Origin of the sequence: Streptomyces sp. CB02009, from assembly GCF_001905825.1 — a bacterium.
Classification (GTDB): Bacteria; Actinomycetota; Actinomycetes; order Streptomycetales; family Streptomycetaceae; genus Streptomyces.
In genome coordinates this window covers 1,463,611-1,477,859 of record NZ_LIVV01000001.1, presented here as the reverse complement: position 1 = coordinate 1,477,859, position 14,249 = coordinate 1,463,611, and the positions used below count along the sequence as shown (strand labels likewise).

Here is a 14,249-nt window from a genome sequence, read left to right as displayed (position 1 = left end):
CTCCTACGGCTCGGTCGGGCCCCCCGCGTCCACTCTCGTCGGGCGGGCGGGCCGCAGCGACGGGGGACGGACCGATCGAGTGAGCGGTACGGCCCCGGGCGCGCGGGTGTCATTCCGGCCCTGAGGTGTCCAGGGTGAGGATCAGAAGGGTCACGTCGTCTTCGATCCTGGGGGCGAAGCGGCTCAGGTCGGCCCAGATCTCGTCGGGCAACGCGTCCAGGCCGACACCGGTCATGTGCTCCAGTCGCTCGACGAAGGGGTAGAAGGCGCCGGAGGCGTCCCGGGTCTCCAGGACGCCGTCCGACGCCAGGAGCAGCCGGTCCCCGGGCAGCAGCGACACCGTCGAGGCCGTTCCGGGCATGACGTCGGCGAGGCCCAGTCCCAGCGGCGGACCGGGGTCCAGTTCCAGGGTGCTGACGGCTCCGCCGCGCAGCAGGACCGGCGGCGGGTGGCCACAGGCCAGGACGCGGACCTCCCTCCCGTGCGGCGCGAAGTCGAGAAGGACGGCCGTGGCGAAGAGTTCCGCGTGCTCCGTCCGCGCCGAGTCGACCACCAGCCTGCGGTCGAGCCGCGCGGCGATCGACTCCGCGTCCACGTCGTCCAGCACGGCCTCGCGGAACGCCCCCAGGACGGAGGCGACGGTCGCGACGGCCGACAGACCGTGCCCCTGCACATCGCCGAGGACCGCGCGCACCCCGTGCGGACCGGGCCGGACGTCGAAGAAGTCGCCTCCCACCAGCGTGCCGCGCTCGGCGGCGCGGTACAGGCTCGCGCAGCGCACGGGCCCGACCCTGCGCCGTACGTTGGGGACGATGGCCCGCTGGGCCGTCTCGGCGACGGTCCGTTCCAGGTCGAGCTGCGCGTCCCGGCGCCCGCGGACGAAGGAGACGAAGACGCTCAGCGCGGCGACGAAGCCGAGGGTGACGAGATCGGTGTTGCCGGGCCTGTCCAGGTGGAAGAGGGGAATGGTCAGCAGCCCGATCGTCGCGGCACCGAGGAGGGCCGTGGCCAGCGGTCCGTAGGCCAGGACGGCCAGCGGAGGCACCGCGCCGAGCAGGAAGCCGATGTCCACCGGAACGGAGTCGGTGACGGAGGCCACCCCGACCCCGACCAGCAGCAGCACGGGCAGGACGCGCACCCAGCGGGGCGGCGGGGCCCCGCGGAGCCAGCTCCGCCGGGACGCGCCGGTCGCCGCCTTCCTTGGCTTCACCACACCACCAGGCTCCTATGCCGGAGTGCGGCGCGCACTCCACGGCCCCCACCCGGCCGGGGCGCCGACGGCTCGCCCGGTGCCCGCCACGCCCTCCGGCCGCCGGTCGGGGGCCGGCTGCTCCCGTCGTCGGGTCAGCCGGCGTCGCGCACCGCGTGTGAGATCCGACGTGCGGCCGTCGGCCCGCTATACCTACCGAGGGCAGCACAGCGCCACGCACCCGTACTCGACCGTAAGGGCCCCACCGTGACCGGACGCACCCCCGAGCCGACCGAGAGCCCGAGGCCGCCCGAGCCCGTCGGCGAGCCCCGATGGCCGATGGCGGCGGCCGTCGTCGCGGCCATGGGGCTGACCGTCCTGCTCCCCGACGACCTGCGGCTCGCGCCCCGCTGGTTCATTCCCACCGTCGAAGGTCTGCTCCTCCTGGCGCTCATCGCCGGCGACCCGGGCCGCATCGACCGGCGCTCGGCGGCCCTGCGGAGCCTGTCGGTCGCCCTGGTGGCCGTGCTGGCCCTCAGCGCCGTCTGGTCGACCGTTCAACTGGTCGACGACATCCTCCACGCGGGGAAGGAGACCAGCTCCGCCACCAGCCTGCTGCAGACCGGCGGCACGGTGTGGGCCGGTACCGTCCTCGCCTTCTCCCTGCTGTACTTCGAACTCGACAGCGGCGGACCGGCCGCCCGTGCTCACCGGGTGCCCTCCATGCCCGCGCTCGCCTTTCCGCAACACCTGGAGCCCCGGCTGAGCGGCGCCGGATGGCGGCCCCGCTACCTCGACTACCTCTACCTCGGGCTCACCAACGCCACCGCCTTCAGCCCCACCGACGTCATGCCGCTCGCGCCCTGGGCCAAGATCGCCATGGGCGTGCAGTCGCTCGTCTCCCTGCTCATCCTCGGGCTCGTGGTCGCCCGTGCCGTCAACGTGCTCGCCTGACGCCCCGCGGGCACACGCGGCGCGCCGCCGCCCACCGCCGCCGGCGCCGCCCACCGCCTCCCCCACCGGCCGTGGACGTGCCGGGGTGCGCCACGCTCGCGGCAGGTAAATGCGTCGACAGAGCCGCTCGGAACCCGGCACAGTGGCCGCCCGTGACGAGCAGTGAGCTGTGGACCCGTGCGACCGCCGACCGCTACGACACCGAGGAGGCCGAGATGTCATCGGCCGAGGCTCTCGGACCGACTCTCGCGTTCCTCGCCGAGCTCGCCGGAGACGGCCGGGCACTGGAGTTCGCCATCGGGACCGGACGCGTGGGCGTCCCGCTCCGGGAGCGCGGCGTGCCGGTCGTGGGCATCGAACTGTCCGAGCCCATGGCGGCGGTGCTGCGGCGCAAGGTCGACGAGGACACGCTCCCCGTGGTCATCGGGGACATGGCCACCACCGTCGTTCCCGGCCGGTTCACCCTGGTCTATCTCGTGTACAACACCATCACCAACCTGCTGACGCAGGACGAGCAGGTCGAGTGCTTCCGCAACGCCGCACGCCATCTGGAGCCCGGCGGCCGATTCGTCATCGAGCTGGGCGTGCCGCCGCTGCGGTTCCTGCCGCCCGGCCAGGTGGCGGTGCCGTTCGACGTCTCCGACGGGCACATCGGCTTCGACACGTTCGACCTCGTCGAGCAGGTGCTCGTCTCCCATCACCTCACCCGCGACGGTGACGACGGCCGCTACCGCCGCGACGACTCCCGGCACCGCTACGCCTGGCCGGCGGAGCTCGACCTGATGGCGCGGCTCGCCGGCCTCGAGAGGGAACGTCGCGTCGCGGACTGGGACGGGACGCCGTTCACCCAGGACTCCGCGAAGCACATCTCGGTGTGGCGCAAGCCGGTCTGAGCCCCGAAACGGTGGTGATCCCTCGTCCGCCCGGGCGTACCCCCGCTTGAACCCGGGGCCGTCCGGGCAGGCGGTCCGTCCAGAGGCGTTGCGGGGCGGCGAAGGGACGAGGTGGGGCGTGGCGCGCGGCCGAGGACGGCGGGACCGGGGCGACGGGGTGTTCGCGCGCCTCCGGCGGGACCCCTTCGCGGTCCAGACCGTACGGTCCGCGGCGGCGGCCACGCTCAGCTACGTCGTCGCCCTGCGCCTCAGCAGCGAACCGGCCCCTCTCACCGCGCCGCTCACCGCTCTCCTCGTCGTCCAGGTCACGCTCTACTCCACCGTGACCACCAGCCTGCGCCGGGTGAACTCGGTCGTCGTCGGGGTCCTGATCGCCATCGCGTTCAGCGTCGTCGTCGGCCTCTCCTGGTGGAGCCTCGCCCTCGTGATCCTCGCCTCGCTCCTCGTCGGCAGGCTCGTCAGGGTCGAGGAGTTCATCCCCGAGGTCGCCATCAGCGCCATGCTCGTCCTCGGCGTCACCCAGGTGTCGGACACCGCCTGGGACCGTGTCCTTGAGACGCTCATCGGCGCCGTCGTCGGCATGCTCTTCAACCTCCTCCTGGCACCGCCCGTCTGGGTCGACAGCGCGGGCGACTCCATCGAGGACCTCGCCCGGCGGATGCGGCTGCTGCTCCTGGACGTGGCGGACGAGTTCACCGGCGCGCCGCCCGTCGAGCGGGCGGCGACCCGGCTCCACGAGGCCCGGCGCCTGGACAACGACGTCGCCGACGTCGACGGGGCCCTGCGCACCGCGGAGGACAGCCTGCGGCTCAACCCCCGCGTCAAGGAGGGACTGCTGCACCGGGTGGTGCTGCGTACGGGCCTCGACACCCTGGAAATCTGCGCCGTCGTCCTGCGGGTCCTGGCCCGCACCCTCACCGATCTGGCGAAACACCGCAACGGGGACCCGCTGCTGCCCGAGCCGGCCGCCCTGGCCGTACGCGAGACCGCCCAGTACACGGCCGACGCGCTCGTCAGCTTCGCCGTCCTGGTCACCACGCAGGGCAGTGAGGACGCCGAAGCCGCGGAGACCCGGCTCGCGGGCGAGCTGCGGGCGGCCAGGGCCTGCAGGGACCACGCCGCCGACCGGCTCCTCGCCCTGGCTCTGGCCAATCCCGGCCGTTGGCAGCTGTACGGCGCGCTGCTGACCGAGATCGACCGGATCCTCGACGAGCTCGACCCGGAGCACCGCGGGCGACGGCTGATGGAGGAGCTCGACCGGCGGGTCCGCGAGAGCAGCGACCGCCGGCGCCGGCTCGCCCTCCGTCACCGGCGGGACGCACGACGGTCCACTCGTACCGGCGGATGACCGTTCACCGCTGAGGACCCGTACCGGTCAGTCTCCTGCGGGCGCCTGCCGGCCGGGCAGGGCGTGTGCGAGGAGGTACTCGGTCGCTCCGGCGATGGCCTCGGCGTAGGTGCGGTGGACGGGCTCGGACTCCGTTTCCCTGCCGTCCGCGCCAGTGGCGGTGTACCACCAGGCGTCGGCGTCGGCATCGTGGTGCACCGCGGCGGTACCGCCCGCGTGGTGGAACGGGATGGACTCGCTCGCGGCCTTCCTGACCACGGCGTGGGGCCACTTGAGACGCGCGGACTGGCGCTTGATGCCGCCCCAGGCGGCACCGAGCTGGGCGTAGTTCGCCCCGCTGCGGCCCGCGACGGTGGCGGCGCTCTCCGCCAGCCGTTCGACGGACTGCTTGGCTTCGTAGAGCGCGCGGAGCAGCGCCAGCTGCGCGTCGGGCGATGCCATGAGCACGGGGTCGAGGGGTTTGTCGGCGGCGCGGTAGGCCTGCGCGCGGGTCGAGATCCGTTCGGCCAGGGCGCGCACGGCGTCGTGGACCCTCTCGTCCATGGTGAAGGCGTCGCCCTGGTCGGGCTCGCTCCAGGGAGGCTCCACCAGGGCCGCGGCGGCGGTCCAGAAGTCCTCGTCGTTCCTGTCGGGGGTCGGCACTGCGGTCGCGTCCATCATGCGACAAGCGTACCTGTCACACGCGAGCTCCGACAGCTAAAACTGTCACTACTTCCCGCCGCGGTTCGGCAGGTGACCGCGGCAGCCTAGAGTTGCGCGATGCCCCTGCCTGCCGACCGGCCCGCGTTGGACCTGCTCGAAGCACACCTGGAGGCGCTGTGGGACGGAAGGGACCTGCCGCTCGTCCACGACCCGGTGGCCCCCGCGGCGGATGAGGGTGACGAGCTCGCCACCTGGGCCGTCGACCGGCTCCGACGCATCCCGCGCGAGCCGAAGGACGTCTTCGCCCGTCACATCGGCGACCTTCTGACGGAGGTCCGCTCCCGCCGCTGCCCCTGGAACGCGGCGGCGCTGCGGCTGCTCGGCGACACGTACACCTTCGCCGCCACCGGACCGCGGCGGTACGAGGACTGGGCGCGCGACGTCCTCGCCGTACTGCACCGGTCGGTCCCCGACCCGCGGGGCTGGATCCGCATCGACGGGGACCGCACGAACTCCGCCCGCCACACGGCGCCTGCCTACCCCTTCGATCCCCCGGACTCGTCGGAGTTGCCCCGCCGCCTGTACCCCCTGGAGGCGGAGGCGGCGGTCGCCGCGCTCGCCGTCATGGCCGAGGAATGGCAGTCGGAGCCCGCCCCGGTGCGATCCCGCCCGGACCTGAACGCGGTCCTGGCGGACGCCCGGACGCTGCTCGACCGGTACGGTCCCAGCGCCCGCTACTGGACCAACGCGACGGCCGCCGCGTCGGACCCGGCTCCGAACTTCGTCGCGGCAGGTCTCCAAGGGACCGGATCCCACAGCTTCCTCACGTCCGAATACCTCAAGGGGCTCGACCTTCTCGACGACCTGGGACTGATCGCGGTGAACGACGACGAGGTGGGCGTCTTCTGGTCGTTCGGGGCGTACTGACGGCGTCGGAGTCCTCGCTACGACACCGGGGACGGGGCGAGGCGCCGGACGGACCTCGGCGTTCGGGCGATCAGGCTCACCGGCCGCGGAGTTCGGGAGATCGGAGCCACCGGCCTCGGCGTTCGGGCGATGGAGTCACCGGCCTCGGCGGTTCTCCGCCCCTCGGCTTCGGCGGGCGCGCGGGGGGCGCTGGCTGCGGCGCGCGGCGGAGACGTCGTCCGCGTCGGTCGGCTGCGGGGAGGAGAAGGTGGCCTGAACCGGTGCCGGCGGCGCGGGATTGGCGGCTGCGGGAACCGGGATGCCGGGCGGCGCGACGGCGCCCGGCAGGAGGGTGGCGTTGACGATGTGCGGAGCGCAGGCCTGGCAGACCTCGGTCAGGGTCCACACGTCGCCCACGATCCGGTTGTGGATGAGGACCAGCAGGGTCCGGCCCGTGCATGTCGTCCTGGTGGTGTGGTGGCGGCAGTCGGCCGCTCCGCAGGCGCAGGTGGCGTTGGGGCGCGGAGTGGCGGAGCGTGCGTGGGCCTGGACGTGCTGCTGTGCGAAGCGGCGCAGGGCGTTGAGGTCCTTGGAGCGAGGAGGCATCCGGCACGCCGCGGTGCTGCAGGCCACGGTGGCGGAGTGGTCCGGGTGTCCGGTGAGGCGGACGGTCCAGGTTCTGCCCGGCAGGCGCGATCCGGGGAGGCTGCTCAAGTCACGGGTCCGTTCGGTCGTGGGGTGTGATGGTTTGGTCATACCCTCCCATGGCACGGGGGTCACATCGGCGCCGACGGCAGCGGCGAACGGTGGCCGGATACGGGCGCTCGACACCCGTCCGGCACCCCTGCGGGCACCCGGCCGCGCCCCCTGCGGGCGCGGCGGCCGGCTGCCGGGAGGATGCCGGGCAGCTGCCGGCCGGCGCGTCCGGTCAGCGAGGAGTGAGCAGGCAGAACTCGTTGCCTTCCGGGTCCGCCAGAACCGTCCAGGAGATCGCGGCCTGGTCGATGCCGGGATCGGTGGTGCCCAGGGCGCGCAGTCGCGCTTCCTCCGCCGCCATGTCGTCACCCGGGTAGGGGCGGACGTCGAGGTGGACGCGGTTCCACCCGCTCTTGGCGTCGGGGGTACGGAGGAACTCCAGGTAGGGGCCGACGCCTGCAGCGGACCGCAGGGACGCGTGGTCGTCGGTGACCTCGTGCAGCGTCCAGTCCATCGCCCGGTCCCAGAACCGGGCCATGCCCCGCGGGTCGGTGCAGTCGACCACCACCGCGGCGATCGGCCCGGTGTCCTGGTAGATCGGGCGGGGCTCCAGGACGCAGAACTCGTTGCCCTCCGGGTCGGCCATGACCGTCCACGGGACGTCGCCCTGGCCCACGTCGGCCAGCGTCGCACCAAGATCCCTGAGACGTGCGACCAGCTCCGCCTGATGGGCGGGCGAGGTGGTGGCGAGATCGAGGTGCACCCGGTTCTTCACCGTCTTGGGTTCCGGACGGGCGACGATGTCGATGCAGACGGCGGCGGGGTCGGGGTAGGCGAATCCCACGGGTTCGAGGTTGGTCACGCCTGGCCCCTCGCTGTCGACGGCCCAGCCGAGCGCCTCCGCCCAGAACCGGCCGAGCGCGGCATCGTCCTGGGCCTTCATGTTGATCTGCACGAGTCTTGTCGCCATGCGCAGATCCTAGAAGCTGCCGCCGGCCGATCCGCCGTGCGGCGGAGGGGCGTCGGTCACCGCCGGGGAGTCACAGGTAGCGGATGGGCGGCGGCGTGTGACCCGTCTCCGGCTCGGCCGTCTCCTCCTGCTCCTCCTGCTCCTCCTGGGCTTGTCGTACTGCCCGCCGGCACCGTCGACGTCCGTGGCGAAGCCCCTCCAGGCATACCGGTAACGCCAGTCGTCGACGGTCACCGCGGTGAGTCGGGGCGTGACCGGCGTGGGAGAGGCCGTCGGCTCGGGAGAGGACCGGCCGTCGTCGCCTCGGGCCGGGGATCGGCCGTCGTCGGCTCCGGCACGGGATCGGCCGGCGCCGACGACGGACCGGAGCCGTCCGCCGCGGCTTCCCGCGAAGCCGCGGCGGACGGCTTGGCGTCGCCCTCCTGCTCCCAGGGCCCTCGCGGTTCAAGGAGGGCCCTCGCGGTTCAGGGGCGGGTCAGCTCGTCGATCAGGGCCAGTTCCTTGCTGTCGAAGTCGAGGTTGCGGAGGGCGGCCACGCTGTCCTCCAGCTGTCCCGCGCTGCTCGCTCCCACCAGCGCGGAGGTGACCCGGCCGCCGCGCAGCACCCAGGCGAGGGCGAGCTGGGCCAGGGTCTGGCCGCGCGACGCGGCGATGTCGTCGAGGGCGCGCAGGCGGGTCACCAGGTCCTCGGTGACGGCGTCGCGGTTCAGGAAGGGACTGTCGCTCGCGGCCCTGGAGTCCTCGGGGATGCCGTTCAGGTAGCGGCCGGTGAGCAGGCCCTGCTCCAGCGGCGAGTAGGCGATGGAGCCGATCCGCAGGTCGTCGAGGGCGTCGAGCAGGCCCTCCTCCTCGGGGCGCCGGTCGAGCATCGAGTAGCGCGGCTGGTGAAGGGTGAGGGGTGTGCCGAGCTCGGCGAGGATGCGGGCCGCCTCACGGGTCTGTTCGGCGGAGTAGTTGGAGACGCCGACGTACAGGGCCTTGCCCTGCTGGACCGCGGAGTGCAGGGCGCCCATGGTCTCTTCCAGCGGGGTCTCCGGGTCGAAGCGGTGCGAGTAGAAGATGTCGACGTGGTCGAGACCGAGCCGGCGCAGGCTCTGGTCGAGCGACGACATCAGGTACTTGCGGGAGCCCCACTCGCCGTACGGGCCCGGCCACATCAGGTATCCGGCCTTGGTGGAGACGACCAGTTCGTCGCGGTAGGGCGCGAAGTCCGTGCGCAGGAAGTCACCGAGGGCGGACTCCGCTGCGCCGGGCGGGGGGCCGTAGTTGTTCGCCAGGTCGAAGTGGGTGATTCCGAGGTCGAAGGCGCGGCGGAGGATGGCGCGCTGGGTCTCCGCCGTGCGGTCGGGGCCGAAGTTGTGCCAGAGGCCCAGGGAGAGGGCGGGGAGCTTCAGGCCGCTGTGCCCGGTGCGGCGGTAGGGCATGTCGGCGTAGCGGTCGGCGTGTGCGGTGTACAACGCGGCTCCATGGCTGGTGCGGGGGCGGCGGCCCCGGCGGGCGGGGACGGCGGGGAGGTGGTCGTGCCGCCACCAATCTCCCCTCTCCCCCGGCATGAATCCAACAGGAGAATCCGATGGGATTCAGAGCGTAGGCTTCTGAGTCATGGAACTGCGGCATCTTCAGCACTTCGTCGCCGTCGCCGAGGACCGGCACTTCACGCGGGCCGCGGAGCGGCTCATGGTCTCCCAGTCCGGTCTGTCCGCGTCGATCAGGTCCCTGGAGCGGGATCTGAGGGCTCCCCTGTTCGTACGGAGCACCCGAAGGGTGACGCTGACCGAGGCCGGGCGCGCGCTGCTGGTCGAGGCGGAGCGCGTCCTGGCCCAGGTGCGGGCCGCTCACGAGGCGGTGGCGGCCGTGCAGGGCGTCGTGCGCGGCACGCTCCGCCTCGGGGCCGAGCAGTGCGTCGCCGGCGTGCCCGTGGCAGGGCTTCTGGCGGCGTTCAGGCGGCGGCACCCCGAGGTGGAGATACGGCTCCGTCAGGAGGGCGGCCTCACCCTGGCCGAGGACGTCGCCGCCGGCCGCCTCGACCTGGCCTTCGCCTACCGCACGCGGGCCGACTCCGAGCAGCTGCGCTCGGTGCCGCTGGCAGCCGAGCCGATGACGCTGCTGTGCCATCCCGAGCACCCGCTCGCCGCGGCCGGGCCGGCGCTCGCGCTCCGGGACCTCGCGCAGGAGGACTTCGTCGACTTCCACCCCGGCTGGGGGCCGCGACGGGCCACCGACGCGACCTTCGCCGGCGCGGACGTCCCGCGCACGGTGACCCTGGAGGTGAACGACGTGCACAGCCTCCTGGACCTGGTGGAGGAGGACCTCGGGGTCGCCGCCGTACCACGGCACTTCCGGCACAAGCGGGAGTCCCTGCACGCCGTCCCGCTGGCCGGCACCGGCGAGTCCGTCTACGAGACCGTGGCCCTGCTGCCCCCACCGCAGGCGACCAGCCCGGCGGCCCGCGCGCTGATGACGCTCCTGGAGCGGGGCACCACCCCCTGACGTACGAGGGAGACACTCGCGCCACTCGCGCCACGGGTGTCCCCCGGGGTGGGAGCGGTGTCCGGTAGCGGGCACGCGCGGGGCACGCATGGGGCACGCGTGACGCACTCAAGGATCAGGCCGGGCTCGGGAGGTACGCCAGGCCGTGCGCGCCGGCCTCGCCGAGCTTGGCGATGTCCAGTCGGGCCAGGCGGTCCAGCGTCTCCAGGTCGATGACGTCGACGGTGGAGGAGACGGCGCAGGCCACATAGGCGAGTCGGCCGTCGGGGGACGAGGTGATGGTGAGCGGGAAGAGCCCGACGTCGAGTGCGCCCACCGGCTTGCGGGTGTCGACGGCGAACACGGTGAGGCGGCCCGGCGCGTGGCGGCCGAGTCGCGACCCGGGATCGGGTGCCATGCGCACCTCGCCCGCGAGGAGCTTCCCCGTCGAGGTCAGATGCACCGGCAGGACGAGGTCCTCCGTGGGCAGGGTGTCGACGACGGAGGCGGTGCGGGTGTCGATGACCCGGATCCCCGTGGCCGGCCGCGCTTCGGCGGCGGGCGAGAAGTCCCCGTAGGGCCCGGCGACGAAGACCTGCGTGCCGTCGGCCGAGACGGCGAGGCCCTCGCTGCCCGGCACCGCGACCTTCGCCGTGAGGACGCCCCGTTCGAGGTCGACGACCGATACGAACGGCGCCTCCTTGTTGGTCGCATACCCCGTCCTGCCCGCCGGGTCGACGGCGAACCAGTGGGGGCCGGGCGCGTCGGTGTCGATCCTGCCTACGGGGCGGCGGGTCGCCGTGTCGATCACCACGACGCCGCCGGGCCGGTCCGCGGCGCCCTCCACGCTGACGTAGATCCGGCCGCGCGTCGGGTCGAGGGCCAGGCCGTGCGGCCCGTGTTCCGGGCCGATGTCGACGATCTCGACGATCCGGCGGGTGTCGGGGTCGATGACGGCCAGGTCGGTGCGTCGGCCGCCGTTCGCGTGGTAGTAGCCCGAGTGGTACGTCAGCGTGCACCACAGGAGCCGGTGCTCCGCGTCGAAGCACAACTCATGAGGTTCGGAGGGGACTTGTACGTGGCCGAGATGGCGGTCCGACCCGGCGTCGAAGAACGAAACGGTCGGCCCGCTCTGACTGACGACGGCCAGGACATCGCCTTCTCGACCGGTACGGGGTGACGGGTGCACAGCGGCTCCTTGAGACGGGGCGGAGGGAGGTTTGCCGCGGTGGGTTTCCCGCGGGCGTCTCCACTCTCGGGGCCGCCGAGCGCCACAACAATGCAAAGATGAGCATCCAATCATTGCCCCGGACGCAAAACTGCAGTTCAGAAGCTCAGGAGCTCGTGATGGACCTCAACCTGCTGCGTGTTCTGGACGCCTTGCTCCAGGACAACAGCGTGACCCGGGCAGCGGAACTCCTCGGCACCTCGCCCGCGGCGGTGAGCCGCACCCTGGCCCGGCTCCGCCGAGCGGTCGGCGACCCGCTGCTCGTCCGGGCCGGCCAGGGCATGGTCCCGACCCCGCGCGCCCTGGAACTCCGGGAAGAGGTGGCCGCGTTGCTGCGCGGCTGCGAGAACGTCCTGAGGCCCGGTCCCGGCTTCGACGCCGCCCACCTCCAGCGCACGTTCACGGTGCAGGCGGCCGACCTGCTCCTGGTGGGACTGGCCGCGCACCTGACCGAGCGGATCCACGCGGAGGCCCCGCAGGTGGACGTCGTCTTCCTGCCCGAGGCGGTCGAGGGCGGCCCCGGGCTGCGCCAGGGCTGGGTGGACGTCGAACTCGGCGTCCTCGGACACCTGGACCCTGAGATCCGGACCCGGCAGCTCAGGCGGATGACGCCGGTCGGCATCGCCCGCCAGGACCATCCCCTCTTCGACGGGCCGATCGACGCCCGCCGGTTCGCGGCGGCCGACCACATCGGCATCTCCCGTCTCGGGAAGCGCCTCGGGCCCATCGATCACGCGTTGGCGGAACGCGGACTGCGGCGCCGGACCGCGATCGTGGTCCCCAGCCACACGAGCGCGATGATGCTCGCCCGGGACACCGACCTCGTCGCGCTCAGCCTGGCCGACTGGCTCCCCGACACCGTCTCCGCCCTCGGACTGCGGACGTTCGCCATCCCGCTCGACCTGGCGCCCCTGGACCTCGGGATGGCCTGGCATCCGCGCAACTCGGCCGACCCGGGCCATCGTTGGTTCCGCGAGCACCTGGCCGCGTCCGTCCTCGCCCCGGCAGGACCCGGCGACGACGCGCACTGACCCCCGCAGCCCGGCCCGGCCTCAGCCGTTGCTCCCGAGACCGCGATCGGGCAGGCTCATGTCCCCCGTCGAGGGCGTGCCGTCGGCGATCCCGTAGCGCAGGAACACGGTGCCCGACGGGCCGGCCGCGGGCGGCGCGAGGAGCGTGACGTTGGTGGGCACCGCGCCGTCCTCGAACACCTTCTTCCCGACGCCGAGCACCACCGGGTGCAACCAGAGGTCGATACGGTCGAAGAGCCTCTCGCGCAGCAGGGTCTGCACGAGGTTCAGACTCCCGACGACCTTCACGTCCTCATGCCGGTCACGGATCTCGCGCACCGCGTCGGCGAGGTTCGGGCCGAGCTGCGTGGACCCTTCCCACGGCAGGTCGGGCGTACCGCGCGACGCCACGTACTTCGGGATGCTGTTGAACAGCGCGGCGATCCCGCCGTCCTCGCCGCCGCTCTGATGGGGCCAGTACCCGGCGAAGATGTCGTACGTCCGCCGGCCGAGCAGGAGGGCGTCCGTGCCCTCGTACGCGGCGCCGATCTGCGCCCCGCCGACCTCGTCCAGAAGGGGCGCCTGCCAGCCGCCGAACGGGAATCCCGCCGGGTCCTCCTCAGGGCCGCCGGGCGCCTGCCCCACGAGGTCGAGGGTCGCGAACATCTCGATGGTGATGAGGCCCATGGCTTGCTCCCGATGCGTCGGTTGTCTCCGTCAAGAGATAGCCCCTGCCGGTCGGCCGCCGTTCCACCGACGCGGCGGAACCCGGCCCGCCCGGTCGACGGTTGGGCCGTCCGGCGGAAGCGGGCGGCGGGCCGGCCGGGGCCGGACCGGCCGCCGTGGCCGTGGCTGGCCGGGGCCGGACCGCCACGGCGGCTCAGGCGGGTGGACGCAGGGTGATCCTCGCGGCGACCGGCAGATGGTCGCTGCCGGTGGCGGGCAGAGCCCGGATGTGGGCGACGGTCGCCGAGCGGGCCATGACCTGGTCGATCCGGGCCACCGGGAACGCGGCGGGGAAGCTGAAGGCGAAGCCCCGCTCCGCCGCGTTCAGACGTGAGGTCAGCGGGGCCAGCCCGCGGTCGTCGACGGTGCCGTTGAGATCGCCCAACAGGACCACTGCGCCCACCTCCTCGGCCGCCACGGCCCGGCCCAGCAGGCCGGCGCTCTCGTCACGCGGGGAGGACGCGAGGCCGCTCGCCCGGACGCGGACCGAGGGCAGGTGGGCGACATACGCGGCGATCTCCCCCCGCGGCGTGTGGACCACGGCCCTCATCCCGCGATTCCAGGGTCCGGGAACCCCCTGCGGTTTGATGTCCAGCGGCTTGACACCGGTCAGCGGATGCTTCGACCACAGCCCGACGGTGCCCCGGACCGCGTGGTACGGGTAGGCCGCGGCGAGCGTCCTCTCGTAGACCGGGAGCGCCGGGGAGACCAGTTCCTGCAGCGCGATCAGATCGGGCCCTGCGTCGGCCAGGGCACGGGCCGTGCCCGCAGGGTCGGGGTTCTCGTCGCTGACGTTGTGCTGGACCACCACCAGATCGTGCCCGCCAGGCTTCCCGCCAGGCAGGAACAGCCCGCCGAAGTGGTACGTCCAGGCCGCCGCCGGCAGCAGGAGGGCCACCAGCGCGGTGGCCGAACGGCGGAGCAGGGCCACGCCGAACAGGGCCACGACCACCAGGCCGAGCCACGGCAGGAACACCTCCAGCAGACTGCCGAGCCGGCCGACGGAGTTGGGTACCGCCCGGTGGAACGCCAGCAGTCCGGCCGTCAGCACCGCGCCTGCCGCGCAGCCCCGCCCCCGTGCCCGGACCGACCGGCCGCGCGCGGCCCTCACGCGGACCGACCTGCCTCCCGCGGCCCCTCCCCCGCCCGCACCACCCGGAAGCCGGCGTCCGACCCGACGCCGCACCCTCCACGACACCGCTGCCTTCAGCATCGATG

14 protein-coding genes are annotated in these 14,249 nt (G+C 73.2%); 6 read left to right on the top strand and 8 right to left on the bottom strand.

Annotated features, from left to right (window positions below; translation table 11 throughout):
* Positions 1-109: 109 nt before the first annotated feature.
* Complete coding sequence (locus tag AMK27_RS06565; protein ID WP_073903409.1) at positions 110-1,213, bottom strand: PP2C family protein-serine/threonine phosphatase; 1,104 nt, start codon at positions 1,211-1,213, stop codon at positions 110-112.
* A 243-nt stretch (positions 1,214-1,456) separates the two neighbouring features.
* Here AMK27_RS06565 and AMK27_RS06560 point away from each other — a divergent pair, with 243 nt between their 5' ends.
* From AMK27_RS06560 to AMK27_RS06550, 3 genes are all read left to right on the top strand, one after another.
* The gene (locus AMK27_RS06560) at positions 1,457-2,143 is read left to right on the top strand and encodes a hypothetical protein (protein WP_079188230.1); all 687 of its coding nucleotides are present in this window, start codon (positions 1,457-1,459) and stop codon (positions 2,141-2,143) included.
* A gap of 152 nt (positions 2,144-2,295) precedes the next feature.
* A complete protein-coding gene (locus AMK27_RS06555) occupies positions 2,296-3,036 on the top strand; it encodes a class I SAM-dependent DNA methyltransferase (protein ID WP_073903406.1) in 741 nt (246 codons plus the stop codon).
* Between the two features lie 118 nt (positions 3,037-3,154).
* Positions 3,155-4,384 (top strand): FUSC family protein, encoded by a 1,230-nt coding sequence (locus AMK27_RS06550; RefSeq protein ID WP_073903404.1) that lies wholly within the window; start codon positions 3,155-3,157, stop codon positions 4,382-4,384.
* Positions 4,385-4,411: 27 nt separating this feature from the next.
* Here the strand turns inward: AMK27_RS06550 and AMK27_RS06545 are convergent, their stop codons facing one another.
* Positions 4,412-5,044: a hypothetical protein gene (locus AMK27_RS06545; protein WP_073903400.1), complete on the bottom strand. Its 633-nt coding sequence runs from the start codon at positions 5,042-5,044 to the stop codon at positions 4,412-4,414.
* A gap of 99 nt (positions 5,045-5,143) precedes the next feature.
* On the opposite strand from AMK27_RS06545, the gene AMK27_RS06535 reads away from it, so the two are divergent.
* Complete coding sequence (locus AMK27_RS06535; RefSeq protein ID WP_198955798.1) at positions 5,144-5,953, top strand: hypothetical protein; 810 nt, start codon at positions 5,144-5,146, stop codon at positions 5,951-5,953.
* Between the two features lie 135 nt (positions 5,954-6,088).
* Here the strand turns inward: AMK27_RS06535 and AMK27_RS06530 are convergent, their stop codons facing one another.
* The 3 genes from AMK27_RS06530 to mgrA form a co-directional block, all read right to left on the bottom strand.
* Positions 6,089-6,646 (bottom strand): hypothetical protein, encoded by a 558-nt coding sequence (locus AMK27_RS06530; protein WP_073903394.1) that lies wholly within the window; start codon positions 6,644-6,646, stop codon positions 6,089-6,091.
* 214 nt (positions 6,647-6,860) lie between these two features.
* Positions 6,861-7,598: a VOC family protein gene (locus AMK27_RS06525; protein WP_073903391.1), complete on the bottom strand. Its 738-nt coding sequence runs from the start codon at positions 7,596-7,598 to the stop codon at positions 6,861-6,863.
* A 464-nt stretch (positions 7,599-8,062) separates the two neighbouring features.
* Entirely contained in the window at positions 8,063-9,055 is a 993-nt protein-coding gene (gene mgrA, locus AMK27_RS06520) for an L-glyceraldehyde 3-phosphate reductase (RefSeq protein WP_073903388.1), read from the bottom strand.
* 145 nt (positions 9,056-9,200) lie between these two features.
* On the opposite strand from mgrA, the gene AMK27_RS06515 reads away from it, so the two are divergent.
* Positions 9,201-10,088, top strand: a complete 888-nt coding sequence (locus AMK27_RS06515; RefSeq protein WP_073903385.1) for a LysR family transcriptional regulator — start codon at positions 9,201-9,203, stop codon at positions 10,086-10,088.
* Positions 10,089-10,203: 115 nt separating this feature from the next.
* On the opposite strand, the gene AMK27_RS06510 is transcribed toward AMK27_RS06515, so the two are convergent.
* Positions 10,204-11,118 (bottom strand): YncE family protein, encoded by a 915-nt coding sequence (locus AMK27_RS06510; protein ID WP_241847329.1) that lies wholly within the window; start codon positions 11,116-11,118, stop codon positions 10,204-10,206.
* 296 nt (positions 11,119-11,414) lie between these two features.
* On the opposite strand from AMK27_RS06510, the gene AMK27_RS06505 reads away from it, so the two are divergent.
* The gene (locus AMK27_RS06505) at positions 11,415-12,326 is read left to right on the top strand and encodes a LysR family transcriptional regulator (RefSeq protein WP_073903379.1); all 912 of its coding nucleotides are present in this window, start codon (positions 11,415-11,417) and stop codon (positions 12,324-12,326) included.
* Between the two features lie 21 nt (positions 12,327-12,347).
* Here the strand turns inward: AMK27_RS06505 and AMK27_RS06500 are convergent, their stop codons facing one another.
* Complete coding sequence (locus AMK27_RS06500) at positions 12,348-12,992, bottom strand: dihydrofolate reductase family protein (RefSeq protein WP_073903376.1); 645 nt, start codon at positions 12,990-12,992, stop codon at positions 12,348-12,350.
* Between the two features lie 193 nt (positions 12,993-13,185).
* Positions 13,186-14,142, bottom strand: coding sequence for an endonuclease/exonuclease/phosphatase family protein (locus tag AMK27_RS06495; protein WP_073903373.1), 957 nt, complete (start codon positions 14,140-14,142; stop codon positions 13,186-13,188).
* Positions 14,143-14,249: the final 107 nt, after the last annotated feature.